Raw genomic sequence first — 24,063 nt, 5'->3', positions numbered from 1 at the left:
ATCGCGCCATGGAGGAGCTCTACGCCGCCATCAACCGCGACGGCGGCACGCAGGGCATGGTGGACCGGATGCAGACCCGGACGCAGCTCTACGAGACCATCGGCTATCATGAGTACGAGTCGCTGGACGCCACCCTCGTGAAGACTATCATTCCCGAGGGCATGCCGCAGCGATGAACCGCCGCCTTCTCCTTGGCCTGCTGGCCTTGGCGCCGGCCACGGCGCTGGCCCAGGACGGACCCCAGCCGAAGCTGCCGACCGAGCCGCTGACCATCATCACGCGGGATGGAAAGCGCCACGAATTCCAGGTCGAGATGGCGCTGGAGCCGCAGCAGCAGATGACCGGGCTCATGTTCCGGCCCTCGGTCGGGCCGAATGAGGGGATGCTGTTCGACTGGGGGCAACCCCGCGAGAGCAGCATGTGGATGCGCAACACCATCACCTCGCTGGACATGCTGTTCATCACCCAGGACGGGACGGTACTGCGGATCGCGGAGCGGACAGTGCCGCACAGCCTGGCCTCCATCAGCTCCAACGGCCCTGTGCGAGCGACGCTGGAACTGGCGGCCGGCACTGCGGAGCGGCTGAACATCCGCGTGGGCGACAAGGTGGAGCAGCGGATCTTCGGCAACACGCGTTAAGCGGCTGGGCGGGCAGGTTTAGGGACCGAAGCCCAGCCCCGCAGGCGGCGGGAGGCGCGGCATGACGGTCGATCCAACGATCGAGGGGCTCTATGTCCGGCGGCGCTTCGAGGCGCCGGCGGAGCGCGTGTTCGACGCCTGGACCAACCCGGATCTGGCGAGGCAGTGGCTGTTCCCGATCTGGGTTGGCGAGGTTTTGGCGATTGAAATGGATGCACGGCCGGGCGGCGTGTTCCGCGTAACCGGGGCGCGCCACCAGGGCTTTGGCGAAATCCTGGAAATGGACCGGCCGCGCCGGCTGGTCCTGGCCTTCGGCGTGCCGGCCCAGGGCTCCTCGCTGGACCGGCTGGTGGCCGAGATCACGCCGGACGGAACGGGCTGCCTGCTCTCGGTGACCAAGGAGGGCTTGCCGCCCGATCTGGCCGAAGAGACGGAAGCTGACTGGGGCGTGATGTTCGACGGGCTGGCCGCGGCCATTCGCTAGCGGCCGGAAGCCAGCTCCAGCACGGTTCCGTCGTCGGCCGTAGCGGCAGGTCGCTCGGGACGGTCTCGTCCGAGGTCATCGCCTGGGACGAAATTCCGCGCCCTCAACGCCGGAGAGGCAGGATCAGTGTCTGGCCGAAGCGCGGGACGATGAAATCATCCGCCGCCAGCCCGGCCTGGTTCCGGGCACGGCCCAGCGCCAGGGCCGGCTCGTCAATTCCTTCCTGTGTCAGCTTGAAGGTGCCGAAATGCATGGCGATGGCGGTGTGCACGCGGGCATCGGAGCGTGCCTGCACGGCCTCTTCCGGGTTCATGTGGACGGAGCGCATGAACCATCGGGGCTCATAGGCGCCGATCGGAATCAGCCCGATGGAGAAGGGACCGAGTTCCCGGCCGATTTCGGCCAGGTGCCCGCCATAGGAAGTGTCGCCGGCGAAAAGGATGGCGCCCTCGGCCATGCTGACGGCGAAGCCGCCCCAGAGCGAGCGCCCGCGGTCCCGGATGCCGCGCGCCGAGAAGTGGCGGGCGGGAAGGTAGGTGATCGTCGCGGCGCCGATGGTGGTTTCGCCCCACCAATCCAGCTCTTCCGCGCCCGTGATGCCGTTGCGGGCGAGAATAGGGGCGTTGGCAAGCCCTGTGACGATGCGCGGCGTCCTCAGGCGGCGCAGCGTCGGGATGTCCATATGGTCGTAGTGATTGTGGGACACCAGCACAGCGTCCAGCGGCGGCAGGGCGTCCAGCCTCAGCCCCGGCGCACGGGCGCGGCGCGGGCCGAGGAAGGGAAGGGGACTGCACCGCTCGGACCAGACGGGGTCGACCAGCAGCGTAGGTCCGCCGGCGATGCGGATGAGGAAACTCGCATGGCCGATAAAGGTGATGGCGGCATGGCCGGGCGGCGGCTCGGCCGGGGGCGTCTCGGCCGGGTCCTGGACCTGACGCGGCCAGGGCGTTCCAGCCCCTTCGCGCATCATCCGCCAGACCTGGGCGAGCGGATGGCCAGCCATGCCGCCATCCGGGTTCAGGAAGCGCCCGTCGGGGCCGCGGCGGGCCCCCTCCCGGCTCAAGCCTGCACCTTCACGCCCAGCTCGCCGGCCATGTCGAGCGCGAACTGCCAGGCGACGCGGCCGGAGCGGGAGCCGCGGGTGATTGTCCATTCCTTGGCGCGGGCGAGCAGCGCCTCGCGCTCGATCGGCAGGCCGAGCGCCTTCGCATAACCCTCGACCATGGCGAAATAGGTGGGCTGATCGCAATTGTGGAAGCCGATCCAGAGGCCGAAACGGTCGGAGAGCGAGACTTTCTCTTCGACAGCTTCGCTGGCATGGATGGCGCGCTGCTGCTCGTTCTCGATCATGTCGCGCGGCATGAGGTGCCGGCGATTCGAGGTGGCGTAGAAGATGACATTGGCCGGGCGACCGGCGATGCCGCCATCCAGAACGGATTTCAGCGCCTTGTAGTCGGCATCCTCGCGCTCAAAGGACAGGTCGTCGCAGAAGACGAGGACGCGGCGGGGCTGCTCGCGCAGGATCTCCAGCAGTTCCGGAAGGGTGGCGATATCCTCCCGCGCGATCTCGATCAGGGCGAGGCTGCCGGGGTTCTCGGCATTGGCGCGGGCATGGGCCGCCTTCACCAGGGAGGACTTGCCCATGCCGCGGGCACCCCAGAGCATGGCGTTGTTGGCCGGCAGTCCACGAGCGAAGCGCAGCGTGTTCTCCAGCAACAGCCCCTTCTGCTGCTCCACACCCTGGAGCAGGCCTATATCTACGGCGGCGACGCGACGAACCGGCGCCAGACGGGGCAGCGGGGCGGGGTGCCAGATGAAGGCGTCGGCTCCCTCCAGGCTCGGGGCAGCATGAGGGGCGGGCGCCATGCGCTCCAGCGCCTCCGCGATGCGGGTCAGCAGGGCAGTGTCCATCGCTCGGTTCCTGGGTAGTCCCTCGGGGGCCCAGTCCCGCTTCGGCTTGACGCGAAGGGGCGGGCAGCTAGTTTCCGCCCCTCTTCGCACCCACAACGCCCGGACGGAAGCCCAACCCCATGTTCATCTCCCAGGCCTTCGCCCAGGACGCTGCCGCCGGCGGCGCATCCGGCATGATCATGCAATTCGCGCCGCTGATCCTGATTTTCGTCGTGTTCTACTTCATCCTCATCCGCCCCCAGCAGAAGAAGATGAAGGAGCACCGGGACATGCTCGGCCAGCTCAAGCGCGGGGACCGCGTGGTGACAGGCGGCGGCATGGTCGCGACCATCACGAAGGTGAAGGAAGGGTCCGACGAGATCGAGGCGGAGATCGCCCCGGGCGTAAAGGTGACCATCGTGCGCACCACCATTGGCAGCGTCATCCGGCCGACCCCGGCGAACGACGCGGCGCCGGCTAAGAGCTGAAGTCGCGCGAGTAGCACGGGGAGGCTTTGCCGCCCCGAAGCCCGCGATTGGTTTCAAACCAATAAAAAAGGGCCTCCCGGATGGGAGGCCCTTTTTGCTGGAGGCCGTTTCCTCCAGCGGGAGGACTATTGGGGGAAGGCAGCGCCTTCCCCCGAAGCCGTCTCAGGCCGCCTGCCCGGAGGTCATGCCCTTGTCGAGCAGCGACGCCACATATTCCCAGTTCACCAGCTTCTCCAGGAAGTTGGTCAGGTAGTCCGGGCGACGGTTGCGGAAGTCCAGGTAATAGGAGTGCTCCCACACATCGACGCCGAGGAGAGGCGTGCCCTCGCCGGTGGCGATCGGGTTGGAGCCGTTCGGGGTTTTGGTGATCTTCAGCTTCCCGGAGGAATCCTGGACCAGCCAGGCCCAGCCGGAGCCGAACTGGCCGACGCCGGCCGCCTTGAAGTCATCCTTGAACTTCTGCAGGCCGCCGAGATCGCTGTCGATTTTGGAGGCCAGGGCGCCCGGAATCTTGTCCTCGCCGCCCTTGGGCGACATGCACTGCCAGAACAGCAGGTGGTTCCAGTGCTGGCCGGCCTGGTTGAGCACGGGCAGGCCTTCGGCCCCGGCCTTGCCGGCCTCGGCGACGATCTGCTCCAGCGTCTTGCCCTGAAGGCCCTTGCTCTCGATGAGGCCGTTCAGGGCGGTGACATAGGCCTGGTGGTGCTTGCCGTGATGCAGTTCCAGCGTTTCCTGCTGCATGCCACGGGCGGCCAACGCGCCGGCATCATAAGGCAGGGGGGGCAGGCTGAAGGCCATGAAGCGTCTCCTTCGGAGGTGATTCGCGGCGGCAATGTCGCGCTTGTCGCGGCCCGGGCCAAGGGCGTGCCCCCTCAATCCGACGCGAGAGGCGCGCTTGCCAGCCTCGCCCTGCGGGTCCAAGGGGCGCCATGGCCGCGACGCCCCCCCCGTCCCCACTTGCCGAATTTGCCCGGCGCCACGACCCGGACCGGTTCCTCTGCGCGCTTTTCGCGCCGACGGAGGCACGGGAGACGATCTTCGCCCTGATCGCCTTCAACCACGAGCTTGCCCGGGCGCGGGAGGCCGCGCGCGAACCGATGATGGCGCTGATCCGGCTGCAATGGTGGCGGGAGACAGTGGAAGCCGCCCTGGAAGGCGAACCGCCCAGGCGCCATGAGGTGGCCGGGCCGGTGGCCGGCGCGGTGCGGGAAGGGCGGCTGGATGCCTCCGGGCTGTTCGCCATGATCGAGGCACGGGAGGCTGATGAAACCGGGGACGAGGCCGTGCCGCTGCTGGAGCGGCTGCGCGGCACGGCAGGCGCAGTAGCGGCGGAGACGGGCCGGCTGCTGGGCGCACCGGAGGAAGCCATGGAGGGCCTGCGCCAGATCGGCACCGCCTATGGCGTGGCAGGAACGTTGCGGAGCCTGGCGGCGCTGGAGGCGCAGGGACGCGACCCAGTGCCGCCTGGCACCGACCGGGCGGAGGCAGGGCGCGACCTGGCCCGACAGGGGCTTTCGCTTCTCGAGAAGGGCCAGCGCGGGCTGGCCGGGCTCCCCGCCCGGGCCGTGGCAGCCGCGCTGCCCGCGATCCTGGCGAGGCGTGACCTGCGCCGGGTGCTGCGGGCGGATTGGCAGCCAGGCGCCCCTCCCGCGCCGCGCGGCCTGGGGGACCGCATGGCCGTGGCCTGGGCGGGCTGGCGCGGGCGGGTCTGACCCCGCCGGCCCTCAGGCCCGCTTGCGGCGCTTCGCCGGGGCCGGAGCAGCGGCCGGTCGCGCGGCCAGGAGCGGCGCGAGGAAACGGCCGGTATGGCTCTCTGGATTGGCGGCTACCGCTTCCGGCGTGCCCTCCGCCACCACGCGGCCGCCGCCGTCGCCGCCCTCTGGGCCCATGTCGAGCAGCCAGTCGGCGGTCTTGATGACCTCCAGATTGTGCTCGATCACCACCACTGTGTTGCCCTGGTTCACCAGGGCGTGCAGCACCTCCAGCAGCTTCCGGACATCCTCGAAATGCAGGCCGGTGGTCGGCTCGTCCAGGATGTAGAGGGTGCGGCCAGTGGCCCGGCGGGCCAGTTCCTTGGCCAGCTTGATGCGCTGTGCCTCGCCACCCGAGAGGGTGGTGGCCTGCTGGCCCAGATGGATGTAGCCGAGGCCGACCTCGCTCAGCACCTTCAGCTTGTCCCGGATGGAGGGCACGGCGGAGAAGAACTCCAGCCCTTCGTCCACCGTCATCTCCAACACGTCGGAGATGGACTTGCCGCGGAACTTCACCTCCAGCGTCTCGCGGTTGTAGCGCTTGCCCTTGCAGGTGTCGCAGGTGACGTAGACATCGGGCAGGAAGTGCATCTCGATCTTGATGAGGCCGTCGCCCTGGCAGGCCTCGCAGCGGCCGCCCTTCACGTTGAAGGAGAAGCGGCCGGCCTTGTAGCCACGGGCGCGGCTATCCGGCAGCTCGGCGAACCAATCGCGGATCGGAGCGAAGAGGCCCGTGTAAGTCGCTGGATTTGAACGAGGCGTACGGCCGATCGGCGATTGGTCGATGTCGATGATCTTGTCCAGGTGCTCCAGCCCCTCGATCCGCTCATGAGGCGCGGGGACGGTGCCGGCGCCCATCAGGCGGCGTGCCGTGGCCTTGTAGAGCGTCTCGATCACCAGGGTGGACTTGCCGCCGCCGGAGACACCGGTGACACAGGTGAAGGTGCCGAGCGGGAGCGCGGCCGTGACCGACTTCAGGTTGTTCCCGGTCGCACCGACCACCTTCAGCAGGCGCTTCGGATCGGGCTCGCGCCGCTTCTCCGGCACGGGGATGGAGCGGCGGCCGGACATATAGGCGCCGGTGATGCTGTCCGGGTGGGCTGCCACCTCCTCCGGCGTGCCATGGGCGATGATGCGGCCGCCCCCGGCGCCAGCGGCCGGGCCGATATCCACCAAGTAGTCAGCGGCACGGATCGCGTCCTCATCGTGCTCGACCACCAGCACGGTGTTGCCAATGTCCCGCAGCCGGCGGAGCGTGCCGAGCAGGCGCTCATTGTCCCGCTGATGCAGGCCGATCGAGGGCTCGTCGAGTACATAGAGCACGCCCGTCAGCCCCGAGCCGATCTGGGACGCCAGGCGGATGCGCTGGCTCTCTCCGCCCGAAAGGCTGGCGCTGCCGCGCGACAGGGAAAGGTAGTCCAGCCCGACATCCACGAGGAAGCGAAGGCGGTCGTTGATCTCCCTGAGGATGCGGCGGGCGATTTCCTGACGCTGAGGGGTAAGGGTGTCGAAAACGCCCTCGAACCATTCCATGGCCTTGCGGATGGAGAGGTTTGAGGCCTCGGCGATGTCGAGGGAGGCCACCTTCACCGCCAGGGCCTCGGGCTTCAGACGGGCGCCGTGGCAGACATGGCAAGGGCGGTCGGACTGGTAGCGCTGCAGATCCTCGCGAACCCAGGGATTGTCCGTCTCGCGCTTCCGCCGCTGGAGGTTCGGGATCACGCCCTCGAAGGGCTTCTTCACCTCATAGGCGCGCAGCCCGTCCTTATACTTGAGGGTCACGACCTCCGAGGTGCCGTGCAGGATGGCTTCCCGGACCGCCTTGGGCAGGTCGGCCCAGCGCGTGCTGGTCGAGACCTTGAAGTGCCGCGCCAGGCTCTCGAGGGTCTGATCGTAATAGGGTGAGGAGGAACCACCGGCCCAGGCCGCCACGGCGCCCTCGGCAATGGTCTTCTCATCGTCCGGCACCACCAGGGCGGCGTCGAAGAAGGTTTCGGTGCCCAGGCCGTCGCATTCCGGGCAGGCGCCCTGGGGTGAGTTGAAGGAGAAGAGCCGGGGTTCGATCTCCTCAATGGTGAAGCCGGAAACCGGGCAGGCGAAGCGGGAGGAGAAGACCGTCCGCTCCCCGCTATCGGCGCCTTCCACATAGGCGACACCGTCCGAGAGGCCGAGGGCGGTTTCGAAGCTGTCCGCCAGACGCTGCTGGGCGCCCTCGCGCACCACCACGCGGTCCACCACGGCCTCGATGTCGTGCTTCTTCTTCTTATCGAGGGTCGGCACCTCCTCGATCCGGTAGAGGGTGCCGTTGACCTTCACCCGCTCGAAGCCCCGGCGCTGGAGCTCGGCGATCTCCTTCTTCCACTCGCCCTTCTTGCCCCGGGCAATGGGGGCAAGGATCAGAAGGCGGGTGCCCTCGGGCATGGCCATGACCCGGTCCACCATCTGGGAGACGGTCTGGGCCTCGATGGGCAGGCCAGTGGCCGGGGAATAGGGCACGCCCACCCGCGCCCAGAGCAGGCGCATGTAGTCGGCGATCTCCGTGACCGTACCGACCGTGGAGCGGGGATTGTGGGAGGTGGTCTTCTGCTCGATCGAGATGGCCGGGGAGAGGCCCTCTATGCTGTCCACATCCGGCTTCTGCTGAAGCTCCAGGAACTGCCGGGCATAGGCCGAGAGGCTCTCGACATAGCGGCGCTGGCCCTCGGCATAGATGGTGTCAAAGGCCAGGCTGGACTTGCCGGAGCCGGACAGGCCGGTAATGACCGTGAGCGTTCCCTTCGGGATATCCAGGTCCACATTCTTCAGATTGTGCTGCCGGGCGCCGCGGATGCGGATATGGCCGCCGCTGCCGATCTCAAGCGCGCCCCGGTTGGCAAGGCGGTTGGCTGTCTCGGGAAGACTGTCAGGCACGGGGCAATCCGACCTTTGCAGAAGCGAACGTTCGCATTGTGTTCACACGGTTGTGCCACCATATAATGGTGGCGGGAAGGGGTCGCCGGGGGGCGCCCCGACCGCTCCCCCTCGGGGGGTGGCCTCGCCACCTCCCGGGGGGTAGCTTCCGCGCCCCGCGAGGGTTTCCCTTCGCGGGCAGCGGTGATTCGCGGCCCCGGTCCTTGCGGCATGGCTCGCAGCGCCGCGGGATGTGATATGGTGAGATTTCGGCCGGGGGAGCCCGGCCGGGCAAGGATGTGGGTGGCATGGCCGGCGTCAACAAGGTGATCATCCTCGGCACGCTGGGGCGCGATCCGGAAGTGCGGAACTTCCAGAACGGCGGGAAGGTGGTGAACCTGCGGGTTGCCACCAGCGAGCGCTACAAGGACCGCGAGGGCAATCAGCAGGAGCGGACCGAGTGGCACTCGGTGGCCATCTTCAATGAGAAGCTGGGTGAGATCGCCGAGCGCTACCTGAAGAAGGGCAACCAGGTCTATCTGGAAGGCCAGCTCGAGACCCGGAAGTGGACCACCAATGAGGGTCAGGAGCGCTACACGACCGAGATCGTGCTGCGCCAGTACCGGGGTGAGCTATCCCTGATCGGTGGCCGTGGCCAGGGTGGCGCCGCCAGCGACGAGGGTGGCTTTAGCGGGGGCAGCGGCTTCAGCGGCGACCGTGGTGGCTCCTCCGGCGGTGGCTTTGCCGGCGGGCGGCCCTCCGGCGGTGGTAGCGGCGCCAGCAAGCCACGTAGCGGCGGTGGCGGTGGCGGTGGCTGGGATGCGCCCAAGGCCGACCTCGATGACGACATTCCGTTCTGATCGAATTGGACAGCATTAAGTGAGCGAAACGGAAGGCGGCGGCCCCTCGGACGAGCGGCCGTTCGACGAGACACAGCCGGTCACCCTCGAAGAGGAGATGCGGCGTTCGTACCTCGATTACGCGATGAGCGTGATCGTGGCGCGCGCCCTGCCGGATGCGCGGGACGGGCTGAAGCCGGTGCATCGCCGGATCCTTTTCTCGATGAACGAGAACGGGTTCACGGCGGACAAGCCCTATAAGAAGTCCGCCCGCGTCGTCGGTGACGTGATGGGTAAGTACCACCCGCACGGCGACAGCGCGATTTACGACGCCATGGTCCGCATGGCGCAGCCCTTCTCCATGCGCGTGCCCCTGATCGACGGTCAGGGCAATTACGGCAGCATGGACGGCGATCCGCCGGCGGCCATGCGCTACACCGAGGCGCGGCTGGCCAAGTCCGCCGCGGCGCTGCTGGCCGGGATTGACGAGGACACCGTCGATTTCAGTCCAAACTATGACGAGAGCGCCCAGGAGCCGAAGGTTCTTCCGGCCGCCTATCCGAACCTGCTCGTCAACGGCTCCAACGGCATTGCCGTCGGCATGGCGACGAACATCCCGCCCCACAATCCGGGCGAGGTGATCGACGCGACCTTGGCGATGATAGCCGATCCGGATGTCTCGCTGGAACGGCTGATGGAAATCATGCCCGGCCCGGATTTTCCGACGGGCGGGCTGATCCTTGGCCGGGCCGGGATCCGGGCGGCCTTCGAGACCGGCCGCGGCTCCATTCCCGTGCGCGCGCGCTGCGAGATCGAGGAGATGCGGGGCGGCCGGCAGGCCATCGTCGTCTCCGAAGTGCCGTACCAGGTGAACAAGGCGACCCTGATCGAGCGCATTGCCGATCTGGCCCGCGCCAAGCAGGTGGAGGGCATCTCCGACCTGCGGGACGAGAGCGACCGCGACGGCATGCGGATCGTCATCGAGATCAAGAAGGACGCGACGGCGGAGGTGGTGCTGAACCAGCTCTACCGCTTCACGAATCTCCAGACCTCCTTCCCTGTGAACTTCCTGGCGTTGGATGATGGCACCCCCCGGCAGATGGGACTGCGGGATGCGCTGCAGGTCTTCATCCGCTTCCGCGAGGAGATCATCACCCGCCGAAGCCGCTTCCGGCTGAACAAGGCGCGGGATCGCGGGCATATCCTGATCGGCCTCGCCATTGCCGTGGCGAATATTGACGAGGTGATCCGGATCATCCGCGCGAGCCCGGATGCGGCGGCGGCGCGCGAGGCGCTGATGGCCAAGGATTGGCCAGCTGGCGACATCGGCGTGCTGCTTGCGCTGGTGGATGACGCTGGCAATGTTGTGCATGACGACACCGTGCGCCTGACCGAGGCGCAGGCGCGCGGCATCCTGGAACTGACCCTGCGCCGCCTGACCGGGCTGGAGCGGGAGAAGATCCAGCAGGAGCTGGACGAGATTGCGGCCAGCATCCGCGAGCTGCTGGAGATCCTCTCCTCGCGGCCCCGGCGCCTGGAGCTGATGGCCCAGGAACTGGCAGAGGTGCGCGCCCAGATTGCCGTGCCCCGCATGACGCAGATCGTGGACGGGATCACCGATCAGGACGACGAAAGCCTGATCGAGCCGGGCCTGATGGTCGTGACCATCACCCGCGACGGCTATGTGAAGCGCACGCCGCTGGAGACGTTCCGCGCCCAGAACCGAGGTGGACGGGGACGCAGCGCCGCGGGAACGCGGGAGGACGATGTCGTCATCCGCAGTTTCAACGCGCATACCCATCAGCACGTGCTGTTCTTCACCAGCCGCGGCATTGCTTTCCGCGAGAAGGTATGGCGCCTTCCGGAGGCCGGGCCGACGGCGCGCGGGCGTTCCCTGCGCCAGCTTCTTCAGCTGCAGGAAGGTGAGACGGTCACGGCCGTGCTGCCGCTGCCGCAGGATGAGAGCCTGTGGGAGAACCTGCACCTCGTCTTTGCGACCGAGTGCGGCAATGTTCGGCGCAACCGGCTGTCGGATTTCCGCAATGTCCGCCCCTCTGGCCTGATCGCAATGAAGCTGGACGACGGCGACAGCCTGGTGGGCGTGCAGACCTGCCGGGAAGGCGACGACATCCTGTTGGCCACTCGCCTTGGCCGCGCAATTCGCTTCACGGCGGAGGAAGGCGTGCTGCGCGTCTTTGCCGGGCGCGACTCGACGGGCGTGCGCGGCATCCGGCTGGTCGGTAAGGGAGATGCGGTAATCGCGCTCTCTGTCCTGCGTAACGTGCCGGCCACGCCGGGCGAACGTACGGCCTATCTGAAGGTCGCTGCCGCCAAGCGCCGCGCCCAGGGAGACACGGCAGGCGAGGCCGCCGCGGAGGAAACGGCCGAAATCGCCTCCTCGACTGAGGATGCGGCCGAGGAGGGCACTGAGGAGGTCGCTCTGTCCTCCGAGCGCATCGAGGAGATGGAGGGTGCCGAGGAGATTCTTCTCATCGTCACTGACACAGGCTTCGGAAAGCGCAGCTCCGCTTACGAGTACCGTCGCACGGGCCGGGGCGGGCAGGGCATCACCAGCGTTCCGCTGGGGCGCGGCAAGGGCCATGCCGTGGTTGCTACCTTCCCGGTGCGCCAGGGCGACGACGTGATGCTGGTGACAGATAACGGCCGCCTGATCCGCATGCCGGCCGATCAGGTGCGCGTCATGGGCCGCCAGGCCGCCGGCGTGACCCTGTTCCGTCTGGACAAGGGCGAAAAGGTGACCTCCTGCTTCCCGGTGGTGGATGACGGAGTGGTGGCGGATGCCTGATCGGGTCGGCGTCTATCCCGGAACCTTCGATCCCGTGACGAACGGGCATCTGGACGTCATCCAGCGGGCCGCCCGCCTGCTGGACCGTCTGGTGATCGGCGTGGCCATGAACGCCGGGAAGGGGCCGATTTTCCCGATCGAGGAGCGGGTGGAGCTGGTCCGGGCCGAGACCGACGCCATCGCCAAAACGACGGGTACGGCCATTGAGGTCGTGCCCTTCGACGGGTTGCTGGTGACGTTGGCGCGGGAGCAGGGCGCGGGAATGATCGTGCGCGGCCTTCGGGCCGTGTCGGACTTCGACTATGAGGTGCAGATGGCCGGCATGAACCGGCGGCTGGACCAAGGGGTCGAGACCATCTTCCTCATGGCCAGCGAGACGAACCAGTTCATTTCCTCGCGCTTCGTGAAGGAGATCGCGCGGCTGGGGGGAGACATTTCCTCCTTCGTGCCCCAATTGACGCTGGAGCGTACGCTGAAGCGGGTTGGCCGCGGGGCGTAAGCCATCGGAACTGAGACGGGACGAGGGAATGCTGATGCGTCGGCGCATGCTTCTGGGGACGCCATTGGCCCTAACAACCGGCCTGACGCTGGCCGGCGGCCGGCCGGCGCTGGCCCAGGCGGATCGCGAGAACACGCTCTATCTCGACCTCAAGGACGGGCGCGTCGTTATTGAGATGCGCCCGGACCTGGCGCCGAAGCATGTCGAGCGGATCAAGACCCTGGCGCGCCAGGGCTTCTACGACAACACGCCCTTCCACCGGGTGATCGACGGCTTCATGGCCCAGGGCGGTGACCCGACCGGCACCGGGACGGGCGGCAGCCGGCTGCCGGACCTTGCTGACGAATTCTCGCCGCCCTCGAAGGCCCGCTTCCTGCGTGGCACCTGTGGCATGGCGAAGACCCAGGCGCCGAATACCGCGAATAGCCAATTCTTTATCTGCTTCGCGCCGGCGCCCTTCCTCGATGGCAACTACACCATCTGGGGCCGCGTCGTGTCCGGCATGGACAATGTGGACAAGATTAAGAAGGGCGTCGCGGGCAGCGGGACCGTGCAGAATCCCGACCGGATCGTACGGATGCGCGTCGCCGCGGACGTGCCGGCCTGACGGCTGACCACACACTGGACCGGCGGAGCGACACCGCCGGTGCCCCTCATGGAATCGGGATCTGAGATGAGCGACGAAACCACGCCTGCCGCGCCGGTAGAGGACAGCAAGGCCGCGAACACGCTGGTGCTGGAGCTGAAGGACGGCACGGTGAATATCGAGCTGCTGCCGGAGCTCGCGCCCAAGCATGTGGAGCGCATCAAGACGCTTGCGGCTCAGGGCTTCTATGACAACACGCCTTTCCACCGGGTGATCGAGGGCTTCATGGCCCAGGGCGGCGATCCGACGGGCACTGGCACCGGCGGCAGCGAGCTTCCGGACCTGCCTGCCGAATTCTCGCCTCCGGCCAAGGCGCGCTTCCTGCGCGGCACCTGCGGCATGGCGCGGACCGGCAACCCGAACAGCGCGAACAGCCAGTTCTTCATCATGTTCGGGCCCTATCCAAGCCTGGACGGCCAATACACGATCTGGGGCCGCGTCACCTCCGGTATGGAGTTCGTGGACAAGATCAAGCGCGGCTCGGGCGGAAGCGGCATGGTTCAGAATCCGGACCGCATCGTGAAGATGCGCCTGGCTGAAGCGGCCTGAGATAGACTTGACAGCAAGGGCGCGCGTTTCCCATAGGTCACGGGGCGCGCGCCTGTAGCTCAGTCGGTAGAGCACGAGACTTTTAATCTTGGGGTCGTGGGTTCGAGCCCCACCGGGCGCACCACCATCCCCCTCCACCTCAGATGTTCAGTAAGCGTATCCGGCGTTCTTGCTCCCCGGGAATGCGGCCGGGTCATGCGGACTTGCGTTAGCCCATCCATCAGGACGGGAAGCCGCCATGCCGGATCACACAGCACCTCGAACCGACGCTGCCGATCGTCGTACGGAGCTCGCGGCCGATCGAACCGTTTTAGCCGCGGAGCGCACCTATGCCGCCTGGGTTCGCACCGGGCTCACGGCTCTTGCTGCCGGCGTCGGGGCGAAGAAGGTTCTAGGGGGCGTGCTGCCTGAATGGGCCGTCCTGGTCACTGGATCGGTCCTCGTCCTGTTCGGTGCCTTCTGCTTCGTCGCCGCCGTCTGGCGGGAACTCTGGGTCGGCGCACCACCTCCCAAGCCCGACATACGCCGCCTTCCGCCGGCGGCGCTGATCGCAGTGAACGGCTTCCTGGTCCTCGTCTGCCTCGGGGCGCTGTTCGGTGTCTGGTTCGGCCGCACCGGCGGAGAATAACCGAGTTGTCCGTGTCGGCGGGCCTGCGAGGCTTCACCCACGGCCCAGAGCCAGGTTGCGCCGTGCCGGCCGAACCGCCTGGCAACCGAGGCCTACCCGGACCGGTCCGCGGGCGAGAAGGGCATGTATCCGGGCCTGTTGCTCGGCCTCGTACCGGCGCATATCGGCCTCCGTGCGCCGGCCGCTCCGGAGCCGGGCGCGCTCGGCGGCGCTGAGGCCAACCTGGTCAACCCGGCGACCGCAGCGCGCGGTTTCCTCGCTGGTGACAGGGGGAAGGACCGCACCGGGGCCGGCGGCCAGGGGAGAGCCGATACTCGCCAGATGCGCAATGGCACGGCGGCAGTAGGTAACGGAGAGCGGGCTCATCTGCTCCTCGCCATGCCCGGCCCGGTACTTCATCAGGGCGCGGCACAGATGGCCGTCGGCCAGGGTCCAGGCCCGGGCGAGATAGGCGACAGCGTAGCGGATGTTGGTCTCCGGCTCGAACAGCGCCGTTCGGTTTCCGCGGAAGCCCAGCATGGCAGCAGTGGAGGGCAGGATCTGCATCAGGCCGACCTCCCCGTCCTCGCCCGTAGCCGTGGGGTTATAGGCGCTTTCCACTGCCGCGACGGCGTCGGCAAGGGCAGGTGGAATGCCGTTCTGCCGGGCCTGCTCTGTCAGGGTAGTGAGAAAGCGGGCGCGGCGAGCCGCCAGCTCCGTGGGGAGCTGGGTTGCCGGTCGGGCCGCGACCGGCTGCACTGATTCATTCGACGGCTCCGTCCGGGCTGGGGAGAGCAGAAGCGGAAGGAGGAGGAAGGCCCCGCCGATCCGGCGGGCGGTGCGAAGGAAGCTGAGTTCGGGGGGAAAGGCCAGGGGTGCTTTCCTCACGATGATCCGTCGGGTTGGTAAAACTGGCGCTGAGAAAATACTTCGCAGCGGCGCGGCAGGGCGCGCGACGATCAACCATGCTCGGACCAGCGGGGGCAAGTGGTTTGCCCGCCAGCTGATCCTCGCATTTTCCCTCCAGGGAAGTAGATAAAACAAAGAAAATTCAGTGTTCTGAGGGCCGGCAAGAAGTGGTCCGGCGGCCCGCGGCGCCACCTGCTCACGATGATTCGCAGTGGCCCGACCGAGACCCCACGGGGAAGCGCCGCCCCGCTCGCCCGCAGGTCAGGCCAACCCGACCTCCTCGCGACGCCGCTTGTCCAGTTCCTCGCCATAGCGGCGCAGGACATGGCTGGCGGTCAGTAGTCCAAGCACCTTGCGGCTGTCCGCGCTCTTCACCACGGCCAGCGCCTCGACACCCGCCGCGTCAAAGGCCGCCATGGCCTCCTTCGCGTTCATGGCCGGAGTCAGAAGCCGGTCCCGGCATTGCAGCAGCGAGGCGATGTTCTCCACCTCCGGCTCGGCTGCATGCGCTTCGGGCACCAGGACGATGCCGGCATAGCGTTCGGCCTCGTCCAGGGCGATGACGCGTTCGGTCGAGCCGAGCGGGAAAGAGCGGCGGAAGGAGGTGAGCTTGGTATCGATGCGCACCGTGCGCACATCTCGCCGCATCATGCGCCCCACCGTCAGCTCACGCAGCCAGCCCACATCATGGGCCGATCGGATGGCCTCGCCGCGCAAATGGAAACGCCAGGTGGCGAAGGAATAGCCGAAGAGCCGCCGCACGGCGATGCCGGACACCGCCACCGCGGCGAGCACCGCGCCGGCCACGGGGAAGCTGCCCGTGGTTTCCAGGGCCAGGAAGGTCATGGCCAGCGGGGCGCCGATCACCGCCGTCCCGAAGGCGCTCATGCCCACCACCGCCAGGAATAGGGGATCCACGGGCCCCATTCCGGCCAGCCAAAGGAGCGCGGCCATGACCTTTCCCAGCAGCGCTCCGAGCAGGAGCGAGGAAAAGAACAACCCGCCGCGGAAGCCGGCCGCAAGCGACAGGGCCGAGGCCAGGGCCTTGAGCACCAGCAGGAGCAACGCGGCCTTCACCGGGCCTTCGGTGTTGAAGGCAAGGTGCAACGCGCCATGCCCGGCCGAGAGCACGCCCGGCGACAGCAGGGCGATAGCCCCCACGGCCAACCCGCCGCTGGCCGGCCGGAGCCAGTTCCACGGGATGCTCCGCTTGATCAGCGCCTCGATCCCGCCCACGCCGCGCATCAGGGCGATGGCCGCCAAAGCGCAGACCATGCCGAGTAGCAATGCCAGACCGTAGCTGCTCCAGCCCGCCAGGGCGACGCCGCCGGGCTCGACCAGATAGGTCTGCCCATGCAGCGCGCGGGCGACCAGCGTTGCCGCCACGGCGCTGGCAACCACCGGGGCCAGGCTGGCGATGGCGTAGGTGCCGATCACCAGCTCGAAGGCATAGAAGGCACCAGTCAGCGGTGCATCGAAGGCAGCGGCAATGGCCCCCGCCGCGCCCGAACCTACCAACACCCGCAGGTCGCCGCGTCGGAGCCCGAGCAGGATGCCAAGACGGGAAGCAAGGCCCCCAGCGACCTGTGTATAGGCTGCCTCCAGCCCCACTGAGGCGCCGAAGCCGTTGGAGAGCAGGTTCTGGCCGGCGACGACCGCGCCGTCGGACAGCACCATGCGGCCGCCATGCAGCGCATTGGCCTCGATCGGGTCCACGGGCGTGCGCGGGTGCCACCGGCTAAGGGCGAGGTTCAGTAGCCCGAGCAGGATCCCGCCAAGAGCTGGAAGCAGGAGCGTCCGGAGCGGGTCGACATTCCGGATCGCGCTGAGCCCATGGGACACCTCGGACCCAAAGAGCAGGAGGTGCATGCCCTGCGCCATGCCGCTCATGGCTGTAGCGAGCAGGCCGGCCAGCACGCCGGCCAGGGTCGCGAGCGCCACCAAGCCCGGCTCCGTGCCCCGCACCCAGTCGCGGGTCGTGTCCACAACCAGGATGAAGCGCCGGACATGGGGAGGCGGAAGCTTCATGGAGCAGTGTGGAGCAAGCCGGCGACGCCCCGCACCGCCGTGATCACGGCGATCAGCGCCAGGGTGGCGAGCGAGATGCCACGATGCGCCCCTCCGGCCCGCTGAAACAGGGCGGCCCCGATCCGCGAGCCCGCCAGCATCAGCGGCATCCCGGCGAGCACCATCAGGACTTCATGCCACCCTACCGCGCCGATGACTATCAGGCTGGCGAAGGACACCGTTGCGGAGAAGAGAAAAAAGACCAGCAGCGACGCCCGCACCTGAGCGGCGGGCAAAGGCGAGGCCAGGTAATAGGCCAGGGTCGGCGGACCCGGCATGGCGGCCAGCCCGCTGAAGAGCCCTGCCAGGACGCCCACTCCGGCCGTTGCGGCGCGACCGGGGACATTACGGAAGCCCAGCCCCGCGCCCAGGGCCAGCACCGCCGTACCGCAAGCCGCAGCCAGGGCGAGCCGCGCCACGTCCGCCGGCAGCCAGGACAGCAGGAGCGTACCGACGGGAGAAGCCACAAGCGCACCCACTGAAAGCCAGCGTACCGAGCGCCAGTGGCAGTGCGGCGCAGCGCTGCGCACATCCATCAACCCGCCAAGAAACTGAAGGCCCGCTGAGAGCGCCACGGCCATCAAAGGTGGCAGGGCAAGGCTCAGCAGGGGCACGGCGATGATGGCGAAGCCGAAGCCGGTGAAGCCCCGGAAGATCGCCGAAAGGGTGATGATGGCGATGACGGGCCCGAGCACGGTGAAGGAGGGCAAGTCAGGCAGAATAAACGTCACGATATTTTCAGTGCTCTGGGCGGATTAGCGGTGCGCTACGCCGATCCGCGCGAGCTTGGAAGGGGCTTTGGTCGCTGCTCTGCAGTGCCTGGCCTGCACACCCCCTCTTTCGGGGTCGGGCCGTGCGGGGTAAGCCGCCGCCGTGCCGCTCCAACCTCTTTCCGCTGAACGGTTCATGACAGCCCCGGCCGCGCTGCCGGCGGAGCTGACAGTGATCGTGCCCTGCTACAACGAATCGGCGAATGTCGCGCCGATGGTGGAGCGCCTGGACGCGGCGCTGCGGGGAATCGCCTGGGAGGTAGTCTTCGTCGATGACGACAGCCCGGATGGCACGACGTCTCGGGTCCGGGAAATCGCCTCAATCGACCCGCGGGTGCGGGGATTGCGGCGGATCGGAAGGCGGGGCCTGGCCTCCGCGGTGACGGAGGGAGTGCTGTCCTCCTCGGCCACCTACATCGCCGTGATCGACGGCGACCTGCAGCATGACGAGACGATCCTGCCGGCCATGCTGGCCGCCGTGCGGGACAACGGGGCGGAGGTGGCGGTGGGCAGCCGCCATGTGGAGGGCGGCGCGGCTGAGGGAGGCTTTTCGGCCGTTCGGGCAGCGGTGAGCGACGCTGGCACGCGGCTGGCGGCATTGCTGCTGCCCACGCCCGTCGGCGACCCGATGAGCGGCTTCTTCCTCATGCGGCGAGACCTCTTCGAAGGCCTTGCGCCGCGCCTCTCCGCGCGGGGTTTCAAGATCCTGCTGGATCTCCTGCTCTCGGCCGGCCGGCCGCTGCGGGTTGCTGAGTTGCCCTACCGGTTCCGGCCACGGCTGGCCGGCGAGTCGAAGCTGGACGCGGCCGTGCTGCTCGAATTCGGCGGGCTGTTGCTGGACAAGGCGCTGGGCGGCTGGCTGCCCTGGCGTTTCATCGCCTTTGCCGCCGTGGGCGTTGTCGGCGTTCTCGTGCACCTGGCGGTGCTCGGCCTCGCCTCACGCGTGCCCGGGATCCATTTCGAGGCGGCACAATGGACCGCCACTTTCGTGGCCATGACGGCGAATTTCCTGCTGAACAACCGCATCACCTATCGCGACATGAGGCTGCGTGGCGCGCGGCTCGTGCGCGGGCTGGTGCTCTTCTACCTCGTCTGCGGGATCGGGGCGGCGGCCAATGTGGGTGTCGCCGGGCTGCTGGTGCGGGAAGGGCTGGCTGGATGGGGGCTGGCGGGCGCGGCGGGGGCCCTGATGACGGTCGTATGGAACTATGCCGTGTCTTCCACCCTTGTCTGGCGCGGGCGGTGAAGCCTTGGCTTCTCGGCCTGCTGGTGCTGACCGGGCTGCGTCTCGGCGCGGCAGCGCTGCTCCCGCTGACGCCTGACGAGGCCTATTACTGGGTCTGGGCGCGCGACCTGCAGCCCGGCTACCTCGACCACCCGCCGATGGTCGCCCTCTGGATCGCGGCCGGTACAGCCCTGGCGGGTGACGACGCCTTTGGCATCCGGCTGCTGGGACCGGTCGGGCTGGCGATCGCCTCGGTCGCGCTGGCCCGGGCAGGTGACGCGCTCTTGCCGGATCGGCTGCCCGGGCGCTGGGCGGCGTTGTTGCTCAACGCCATGCCTGTGACCAATGCCGGGGCGGTGCTCATGACGCCGGATACCCCGCTTTTCGTCTTCTGGTGTCTTGGCCTCTGGGCCGTCGCCGAGCTGCATGCCTCGGGCCGAGGTCGGTGGTGGTTTGCCGTAGGGACCTTCGCCGGCGCTGCGCTGCTCTCGAAATACACCGCCGCGCTGTTCGGCGCCGGGCTGCTGATCTGGCTGGTGGCGGAGCCGGCCGCCCGGCGCTGGTGGCGGGATTGGCGCCTTTATACCGGCGGTACGCTCGCGGCGCTCATCTTCCTGCCGGTGGTGGTTTGGAACGCGGCTCATGACTGGGCCTCCTTTGCCAAGCAGGGCGGGCGGGCGGGCGCGGGTGACGGCCTCGAGCTGCGGTTCCTGGGAGAACTGGTGGCGGGGCAGCTCGCCCTTGCCTCGCCGGTGCTGCTGGTGCTTTGCGCGGTCGGAGTACTTCTGGCCGGGGAGGCCTGGGCGCGTAGGCGCGCCCCGGGCGCGGGGCTCCTCGCCGCGATCACCCTGCCAGCAGCGCTCCTCTTTCTCTGGCAGGCGACAGGGAGCCGCGTGCAGGGAAACTGGCCAGCCATACTTTATCCCGCCACCTCCATCGCGGCGGCGGGCTTCACGGCGGTCCGGTGGAGGCGGATCGGCGCCGCCGTCGGCGCGGTTATGACTGTAGCGATTATCCTGCAGGCCGGCCTGGCGCCGCTGCCGCTGCCACGATCCTCAGACCCGACGCTGGCGAGGCTTGCGGGCTGGGACTCGCTGGCACAGGACGCTGAGGTGGCCCGGCTGCGTGAGGGCGCCACCTTCATAGCGACGGAGGAGTATGGGTTGGCCGCGCAACTCGCCCTGCGCCTGCCGCCCGAGGTGCCGGTGGTGGCGATCGGGGACCGCTGGGACCTGTTCACCCTGCCGGAACCTGCGGCTGGCCAGCGCGGGCTGATGCTGCGGAGCCGAAGGCGGGGGGATGGGCCTTCGCTCTGGCCGGATGCCGAGCCGGTGGGCGAGCTGGTGCGCAGCCGGGATGGGGTGGAGGCCGAGCGCTACCGCCTGCTGCGCGTGACAACGCCGGCCGGGAAGGAACCGATGGCGGTGCTGCCTCGGCCGCGCTAATTCCGGCGGCTCTGTTCACCTGCGATCCACTGCTGGCACTATTTCCTTCATGCGCCCCGCCCACCCGGCAGAAGGGCACCGATGGAGGATGATCCGATGCGCCGCCGCGCCCTGCTTGCCGCCGCCCTGTCCACCCCGGCCCTCTGGCGAGCCCGCGCCCAGGCGGCCGGCTGGGTGCCGGACCGGCCGATCTCGCTCGTCGTTCCCTTTCTCGCCGGCGGCTCTACCGATATCGCCGGGCGCGTGCTGGCCGACCGCTTGGGGCCACGGTTAGGCCCGAATGCGCGGGTCATTGTGGAGAACCGGGCCGGTGCGGGCGGGGCGGTCGGCAGCGATTGGGTGCGGCATCGTCCGGGCGATGGCTACACGCTTTTGCTCGCCACGGCCTCTTCGCATGCGACCAACCCGGCTGCGCTGCCCAGCCAGACGCCCTATGACCCGGTGAGCGATTTCACCCCGATCGCAATGGTCGGGGGCGGTCCGCTGGTCGTCGTGGTGCCCGCATCCTCGCCTTATCGCCGTATCGCAGACCTGGTGGAGGCTGTGCGGGCGAAGCCGGGGGCGCTCTCCTGGGCGACCTCGGGGGTCGGCGGGGTCGGGCACTTGACGGGCGAGTATCTGAAGATCTCCGTGGGGGGCATGCAGGCGGAGCATGTGCCCTATCGTGGCGGCTCCGCGGTGATGGAGGCACTGGCCAAGGGCGAGGTGGCCTACTCCTTCGAAGTTCTGGCCTCCACCGCCCCGCATCTTCGGGAGGGGCTTTCGCGCGGGCTGGCCGTGACCTCCATGGCACGGCACCCGCTGTTTCCCGAGATCCCCGCGCTGAACGAGACGGTGACACCGGGCTTCGACGTGACGACCTGGAACGTGCTGCTCGGTCCGCGTGGCATGCCCGCGCCGGTGCTGGCCTCCCTGAATGCCGCAGTGAACGCGGTTCTGGCCGAGGCACCTGTGCGGGAGAGGCTGGCGGCGGCCGGTGTCGATCCTTCCCCCGCCAGCACGCCCGAGGCGACCCGCGCCTTCCTGGCTTCGGAGCTGACCAAGTTCCGGGGCATCGTGCAGCGCGCGGGATTGCGGTTGGGGTGACGCATACCCAAGCTTGAGTTCGGCGCCGGGCGACCGCGTTCCCGGCATTCCTTTCGGAGACCGCCATGCTGATCCGCATTCGTCGAGGATGGGAGCTGCCGGAGAGCGCCGCGACGCCTGAGGCCGTGGTGCTGGGGCGGCGCGCGGTGCTCGGTGCCGGCACGATGCTGGCGGGGGCCGCCTTGATCACCCAGGCGGAGGCACAGGCGCCTGCCATGCGCAACGCCCGCTTTCAGCCGGGCCGCGAGCTGACACCCGAACGGGATGTGACAAGCTACAATAATTACTACGAGTTCGGCGGCTCCAAGAGCATCGCCTCTGCGGCGCAGCGGCTCAGGACCAGCCCCTGGTCCATCCGCTTCGACGGGTTGGTGGAGCAGCCGCGCGAGATCGCGCTGGAGGACCTGCTGAAGCAGGTCAGCCTGGAGGAACGCGTGCTGCGCCACCGCTGCGTCGAGGCCTGGGCGATGACCGTGCCCTGGACCGGCTTTCCGATGGCGGAGCTGATCCGCATCGCGGCGCCGAAGCCGGAAGCGAAATACGTCGTCCTTGAGACGGCGACGCAGCGCGACACCATGCCGGGGCTGCGCCAGTCCTGGTATCCCTGGCCTTATTCGGACGGTTTCGCCGTGCAGGAAGCGCGGAATGAGTTAGCCTTTGTTGCCACAGGGATGTACGGCAAGCCGCTTCCCCCGCAGAACGGGGCGCCGATCCGCGCACTGTTCCCGTGGAAATACGGCTTCAAGGCACCGAAATCGATTGTGCGCGTGACCTTCCAGACGGAGCGCCCGGTCGGCTATTGGGAGAAGTTACAGGCGAGCGAATACGGGTTCTGGGCCAATGTGAACCCGGAGGTCGCGCATCCCCGCTGGAGCCAGGCGACCGAGCGGCTGCTTGGAACCAATGAGCGCGTGCCCACAAAGATCTTCAACGGCTATGGCGAGTTCGTCGCGCCGCTCTATGCCAACATGATGAACGAGCGGATCTTCTACTGAAGCACGGCCAGGATGCGTCCTTACGACTCGTGAATGCGGCGGCGGCCCTCTGCGATGACACGGAGGGTCTCCTCCCACAGACCGAGCCCGGGCAATTCTTCCGGCATGAAGAAGCGGGCTTCGCTCGCGTCGTCGCCGGCCCTGGGCTCACCCGAGATCCAGCGCCCGGCATAATCGACAATCGTGTAATGGAAGCGGATGGCGCCGGCCTCGTCGCGATGGACGATGTCCACGCAGGCCACGAGGGTGAGGGGGCCGACCTCCACTCCCGTCTCCTCGCGCAGCTCCCGGCGCGCGGCCTCCTCGGCCGGCTCGCCGAGCATCTGGGCACCGCCCGGGATGGTCCATTCGCCCAGCCGCGGCGGACGCAGGCGGCGGACCAGCAACACCTCGTCGCCGCGGAAAGCAACGCATCCGATGCCGACCCAGGGCCGGTCCGGGTATTCGCGGTCCGTCAACCCTCGCGTTTCCGCAGTGTTTCAAGGCTGGGCGCGAAGGCCGGCAGCTTCCAGACCCCGACCTGATAGGCCCAGCCGCGCCAACGGGCATTGAGGCGCGCGGCCTCATCATCCCCAGCGGCGGAGAGGGTCATCCAGATTGCGTCGCCGGCCTGCTTCAGCCGCGCCGTGACGGTGAGATTATCGGTGAGAATGAAGCGGCCCTCACCGGCCGGATCGCCCGGTTCCTGTGCCTCGGGCAGGACGTCCAGAAGGGTCAGCCCTTCCAGCGCGCGCCCGACTTCGTCGAGCGATACTTCATCAACCGGTGGAGCATCGCCGGGAAGGACGATCTTCAGGCGGCCCTCCGGCCCGTCCTCACGCCGCAGTTCCACCGTCTTGCCATCGCGCACACCGATGACCCGGCGGACGCGCTCGCTCGGAATGTTGGCGATCTCGCGCTCGATCCAAAGCTGAGGATCGGCATCGACGGAGAGATGACCCTCCGCCAGGTAGGACTGGTTCTCGTTCGGGCGTCGGACATAGGCGCTCTCGGCCACGCTGCCCCCGGGCGGGGCACCGGTGCGGGTACGGCGGCGGCCAACGACCAGTTCCGCCAGACCCGCGCCGCTGCCGTCCAGCACGCGCAGGAGCAGCGCGGTGGAGCCCGGCTTGCCCGGCTCGTCCAGGCCGAGGCGGGAGAGGGCTTCGGGATCCGAGGTACGGCGCTCGGTCAGGCGCAGCTCCGTCAGGGCGACCAGCAGCTCGCGCACCCGCTCGCTCCGCGCGGGGTAGCCGCTCTTCTGTGGCAGATTCCAGACATCACCGGGGCCGCGCTGCAGAGTGAGGGCTTGCTGCCCCTGCCGGATCTCGATCCGCTGCGCGGCCTGAAGGCGGCCGGGCAGGCCGGGGAAGGCGAGGGGGGCCTCGGAGGATGGCGGCGGCGCGTTCTCGCCCGGGGTAAGCAGGACAGCCGCACCTGCCGCCACGATGGCGGTTCCGCTGAGAGCGAGAAGATGACGTCGGTTCAGAGGCATGGCG

Annotated in this window: 23 protein-coding genes and 1 tRNA gene; 15 read left to right on the top strand and 9 right to left on the bottom strand. The window is 68.3% G+C overall.

The window, feature by feature from the left end:
* The first annotated feature begins 172 nt into the window (after positions 1-172).
* Both ACO1BU_RS26980 and ACO1BU_RS26975 read left to right on the top strand, forming a co-directional pair.
* On the top strand, positions 173-640 hold the full coding sequence (locus ACO1BU_RS26980) for a DUF192 domain-containing protein (RefSeq protein ID WP_424139068.1): 468 nt from the start codon (positions 173-175) through the stop codon (positions 638-640).
* A gap of 61 nt (positions 641-701) precedes the next feature.
* Positions 702-1,124, top strand: a complete 423-nt coding sequence (locus ACO1BU_RS26975) for an SRPBCC family protein (protein ID WP_424139067.1) — start codon at positions 702-704, stop codon at positions 1,122-1,124.
* Positions 1,125-1,227: 103 nt separating this feature from the next.
* Here ACO1BU_RS26975 and ACO1BU_RS26970 read toward each other — a convergent pair whose 3' ends face one another.
* Together ACO1BU_RS26970 and ACO1BU_RS26965 are read right to left on the bottom strand one after the other, a co-directional pair.
* Positions 1,228-2,187 carry an MBL fold metallo-hydrolase gene (locus tag ACO1BU_RS26970; protein ID WP_424139066.1) on the bottom strand — a complete coding sequence of 320 codons (960 nt, stop codon included), beginning with the start codon at positions 2,185-2,187 and terminating at the stop codon, positions 1,228-1,230.
* Positions 2,184-3,035 carry an ATP-binding protein gene (locus ACO1BU_RS26965; RefSeq protein WP_424139065.1) on the bottom strand — a complete coding sequence of 284 codons (852 nt, stop codon included), beginning with the start codon at positions 3,033-3,035 and terminating at the stop codon, positions 2,184-2,186. The genes ACO1BU_RS26970 and ACO1BU_RS26965 overlap by 4 nt, the downstream gene beginning before the upstream one ends.
* Positions 3,036-3,154: 119 nt before the next feature.
* Between ACO1BU_RS26965 and yajC the strand changes: the two genes are divergently transcribed.
* Positions 3,155-3,502 (top strand): preprotein translocase subunit YajC, encoded by a 348-nt coding sequence (yajC, locus tag ACO1BU_RS26960; RefSeq protein ID WP_424139064.1) that lies wholly within the window; start codon positions 3,155-3,157, stop codon positions 3,500-3,502.
* A gap of 162 nt (positions 3,503-3,664) precedes the next feature.
* On the opposite strand, the gene ACO1BU_RS26955 is transcribed toward yajC, so the two are convergent.
* Complete coding sequence (locus tag ACO1BU_RS26955; RefSeq protein ID WP_424139063.1) at positions 3,665-4,300, bottom strand: superoxide dismutase; 636 nt, start codon at positions 4,298-4,300, stop codon at positions 3,665-3,667.
* Between the two features lie 131 nt (positions 4,301-4,431).
* Here ACO1BU_RS26955 and ACO1BU_RS26950 point away from each other — a divergent pair, with 131 nt between their 5' ends.
* Entirely contained in the window at positions 4,432-5,214 is a 783-nt protein-coding gene (locus ACO1BU_RS26950; RefSeq protein ID WP_424139062.1) for a squalene/phytoene synthase family protein, read from the top strand.
* A 12-nt stretch (positions 5,215-5,226) separates the two neighbouring features.
* Here the strand turns inward: ACO1BU_RS26950 and uvrA are convergent, their stop codons facing one another.
* Positions 5,227-8,106: an excinuclease ABC subunit UvrA gene (gene uvrA, locus ACO1BU_RS26945; RefSeq protein ID WP_424139069.1), complete on the bottom strand. Its 2,880-nt coding sequence runs from the start codon at positions 8,104-8,106 to the stop codon at positions 5,227-5,229.
* Positions 8,107-8,450: 344 nt separating this feature from the next.
* On the opposite strand from uvrA, the gene ssb reads away from it, so the two are divergent.
* The 7 genes from ssb (at position 8,451) to ACO1BU_RS26910 (ending at position 14,109) form a co-directional block, all read left to right on the top strand.
* Positions 8,451-9,002: a single-stranded DNA-binding protein gene (ssb, locus tag ACO1BU_RS26940; RefSeq protein WP_424139061.1), complete on the top strand. Its 552-nt coding sequence runs from the start codon at positions 8,451-8,453 to the stop codon at positions 9,000-9,002.
* A gap of 19 nt (positions 9,003-9,021) precedes the next feature.
* The gene (gene gyrA, locus ACO1BU_RS26935; RefSeq protein WP_424139060.1) at positions 9,022-11,787 is read left to right on the top strand and encodes a DNA gyrase subunit A; all 2,766 of its coding nucleotides are present in this window, start codon (positions 9,022-9,024) and stop codon (positions 11,785-11,787) included.
* A complete protein-coding gene (gene coaD, locus ACO1BU_RS26930) occupies positions 11,780-12,286 on the top strand; it encodes a pantetheine-phosphate adenylyltransferase (RefSeq protein WP_424139059.1) in 507 nt (168 codons plus the stop codon). Before gyrA ends, coaD begins: the two co-directional genes overlap by 8 nt.
* A 28-nt stretch (positions 12,287-12,314) precedes the next feature.
* The gene (locus ACO1BU_RS26925) at positions 12,315-12,893 is read left to right on the top strand and encodes a peptidylprolyl isomerase (protein WP_424139058.1); all 579 of its coding nucleotides are present in this window, start codon (positions 12,315-12,317) and stop codon (positions 12,891-12,893) included.
* A 66-nt stretch (positions 12,894-12,959) separates the two neighbouring features.
* Positions 12,960-13,481 (top strand): peptidylprolyl isomerase, encoded by a 522-nt coding sequence (locus tag ACO1BU_RS26920; RefSeq protein WP_424139057.1) that lies wholly within the window; start codon positions 12,960-12,962, stop codon positions 13,479-13,481.
* A gap of 48 nt (positions 13,482-13,529) precedes the next feature.
* Positions 13,530-13,605 (top strand) — tRNA-Lys (locus tag ACO1BU_RS26915).
* A gap of 114 nt (positions 13,606-13,719) precedes the next feature.
* Positions 13,720-14,109 (top strand): YidH family protein, encoded by a 390-nt coding sequence (locus tag ACO1BU_RS26910; protein WP_424139056.1) that lies wholly within the window; start codon positions 13,720-13,722, stop codon positions 14,107-14,109.
* A gap of 33 nt (positions 14,110-14,142) precedes the next feature.
* Here the strand turns inward: ACO1BU_RS26910 and ACO1BU_RS26905 are convergent, their stop codons facing one another.
* The 3 genes from ACO1BU_RS26905 to ACO1BU_RS26895 form a co-directional block, all read right to left on the bottom strand.
* The gene (locus ACO1BU_RS26905) at positions 14,143-14,976 is read right to left on the bottom strand and encodes a lytic transglycosylase domain-containing protein (protein WP_424139055.1); all 834 of its coding nucleotides are present in this window, start codon (positions 14,974-14,976) and stop codon (positions 14,143-14,145) included.
* A gap of 282 nt (positions 14,977-15,258) precedes the next feature.
* Complete coding sequence (locus tag ACO1BU_RS26900; RefSeq protein ID WP_424139054.1) at positions 15,259-17,025, bottom strand: chloride channel protein; 1,767 nt, start codon at positions 17,023-17,025, stop codon at positions 15,259-15,261.
* Complete coding sequence (locus ACO1BU_RS26895) at positions 17,022-17,795, bottom strand: sulfite exporter TauE/SafE family protein (protein ID WP_424139053.1); 774 nt, start codon at positions 17,793-17,795, stop codon at positions 17,022-17,024. The genes ACO1BU_RS26900 and ACO1BU_RS26895 overlap by 4 nt, the downstream gene beginning before the upstream one ends.
* 175 nt (positions 17,796-17,970) lie before the next feature.
* Between ACO1BU_RS26895 and ACO1BU_RS26890 the strand changes: the two genes are divergently transcribed.
* The 4 genes from ACO1BU_RS26890 (at position 17,971) to msrP (ending at position 22,585) form a co-directional block, all read left to right on the top strand.
* Positions 17,971-19,080, top strand: coding sequence for a glycosyltransferase (locus ACO1BU_RS26890; protein ID WP_424139052.1), 1,110 nt, complete (start codon positions 17,971-17,973; stop codon positions 19,078-19,080).
* Positions 19,077-20,504, top strand: a complete 1,428-nt coding sequence (locus tag ACO1BU_RS26885) for a glycosyltransferase family 39 protein (protein ID WP_424139051.1) — start codon at positions 19,077-19,079, stop codon at positions 20,502-20,504. The genes ACO1BU_RS26890 and ACO1BU_RS26885 overlap by 4 nt, the downstream gene beginning before the upstream one ends.
* Before the next feature lie 81 nt (positions 20,505-20,585).
* On the top strand, positions 20,586-21,590 hold the full coding sequence (locus ACO1BU_RS26880; RefSeq protein ID WP_424139050.1) for a Bug family tripartite tricarboxylate transporter substrate binding protein: 1,005 nt from the start codon (positions 20,586-20,588) through the stop codon (positions 21,588-21,590).
* Between the two features lie 65 nt (positions 21,591-21,655).
* The gene (gene msrP / locus ACO1BU_RS26875; RefSeq protein WP_424139049.1) at positions 21,656-22,585 is read left to right on the top strand and encodes a protein-methionine-sulfoxide reductase catalytic subunit MsrP; all 930 of its coding nucleotides are present in this window, start codon (positions 21,656-21,658) and stop codon (positions 22,583-22,585) included.
* A 20-nt stretch (positions 22,586-22,605) separates the two neighbouring features.
* Here the strand turns inward: msrP and ACO1BU_RS26870 are convergent, their stop codons facing one another.
* Positions 22,606-23,043 carry an NUDIX hydrolase gene (locus tag ACO1BU_RS26870; protein WP_424139048.1) on the bottom strand — a complete coding sequence of 146 codons (438 nt, stop codon included), beginning with the start codon at positions 23,041-23,043 and terminating at the stop codon, positions 22,606-22,608.
* Positions 23,040-24,059, bottom strand: a complete 1,020-nt coding sequence (locus ACO1BU_RS26865; RefSeq protein ID WP_424139047.1) for a DUF4340 domain-containing protein — start codon at positions 24,057-24,059, stop codon at positions 23,040-23,042. The genes ACO1BU_RS26870 and ACO1BU_RS26865 overlap by 4 nt, the downstream gene beginning before the upstream one ends.
* Between the last annotated feature and the right edge of the window lie 4 nt (positions 24,060-24,063).

Origin of the sequence: Roseomonas chloroacetimidivorans, assembly GCF_049629625.1 — a bacterium.
GTDB classification, from domain to species: domain Bacteria; phylum Pseudomonadota; class Alphaproteobacteria; order Acetobacterales; family Acetobacteraceae; genus Roseomonas; species Roseomonas chloroacetimidivorans.
Note: the sequence above shows the minus strand (reverse complement) of the source record. Positions and strands in the feature narration are given on the sequence as shown.

What these genes read in the sequence shown, in the direction of transcription:
- ACO1BU_RS26980 (WP_424139068.1), top strand. Translation starts at nt 173, where the DNA reads ATGAACCGCCGCCTTCTCCTTGGCCTGCTGGCCTTGGCGCCGGCCACG.
- ACO1BU_RS26975 (WP_424139067.1), top strand. Translation starts at nt 702, where the DNA reads ATGACGGTCGATCCAACGATCGAGGGGCTCTATGTCCGGCGGCGCTTC.
- ACO1BU_RS26965 (WP_424139065.1), bottom strand. Translation starts at nt 3,035, where the DNA reads ATGGACACTGCCCTGCTGACCCGCATCGCGGAGGCGCTGGAGCGCATG.
- yajC (WP_424139064.1), top strand. Translation starts at nt 3,155, where the DNA reads ATGTTCATCTCCCAGGCCTTCGCCCAGGACGCTGCCGCCGGCGGCGCA.
- ACO1BU_RS26955 (WP_424139063.1), bottom strand. Translation starts at nt 4,300, where the DNA reads ATGGCCTTCAGCCTGCCCCCCCTGCCTTATGATGCCGGCGCGTTGGCC.
- ACO1BU_RS26950 (WP_424139062.1), top strand. Translation starts at nt 4,432, where the DNA reads ATGGCCGCGACGCCCCCCCCGTCCCCACTTGCCGAATTTGCCCGGCGC.
- ssb (WP_424139061.1), top strand. Translation starts at nt 8,451, where the DNA reads ATGGCCGGCGTCAACAAGGTGATCATCCTCGGCACGCTGGGGCGCGAT.
- coaD (WP_424139059.1), top strand. Translation starts at nt 11,780, where the DNA reads ATGCCTGATCGGGTCGGCGTCTATCCCGGAACCTTCGATCCCGTGACG.
- ACO1BU_RS26925 (WP_424139058.1), top strand. Translation starts at nt 12,315, where the DNA reads ATGCTGATGCGTCGGCGCATGCTTCTGGGGACGCCATTGGCCCTAACA.
- ACO1BU_RS26920 (WP_424139057.1), top strand. Translation starts at nt 12,960, where the DNA reads ATGAGCGACGAAACCACGCCTGCCGCGCCGGTAGAGGACAGCAAGGCC.
- ACO1BU_RS26910 (WP_424139056.1), top strand. Translation starts at nt 13,720, where the DNA reads ATGCCGGATCACACAGCACCTCGAACCGACGCTGCCGATCGTCGTACG.
- ACO1BU_RS26900 (WP_424139054.1), bottom strand. Translation starts at nt 17,025, where the DNA reads ATGAAGCTTCCGCCTCCCCATGTCCGGCGCTTCATCCTGGTTGTGGAC.
- ACO1BU_RS26890 (WP_424139052.1), top strand. Translation starts at nt 17,971, where the DNA reads ATGACAGCCCCGGCCGCGCTGCCGGCGGAGCTGACAGTGATCGTGCCC.
- ACO1BU_RS26880 (WP_424139050.1), top strand. Translation starts at nt 20,586, where the DNA reads ATGGAGGATGATCCGATGCGCCGCCGCGCCCTGCTTGCCGCCGCCCTG.
- msrP (WP_424139049.1), top strand. Translation starts at nt 21,656, where the DNA reads ATGCTGATCCGCATTCGTCGAGGATGGGAGCTGCCGGAGAGCGCCGCG.
- ACO1BU_RS26865 (WP_424139047.1), bottom strand. Translation starts at nt 24,059, where the DNA reads ATGCCTCTGAACCGACGTCATCTTCTCGCTCTCAGCGGAACCGCCATC.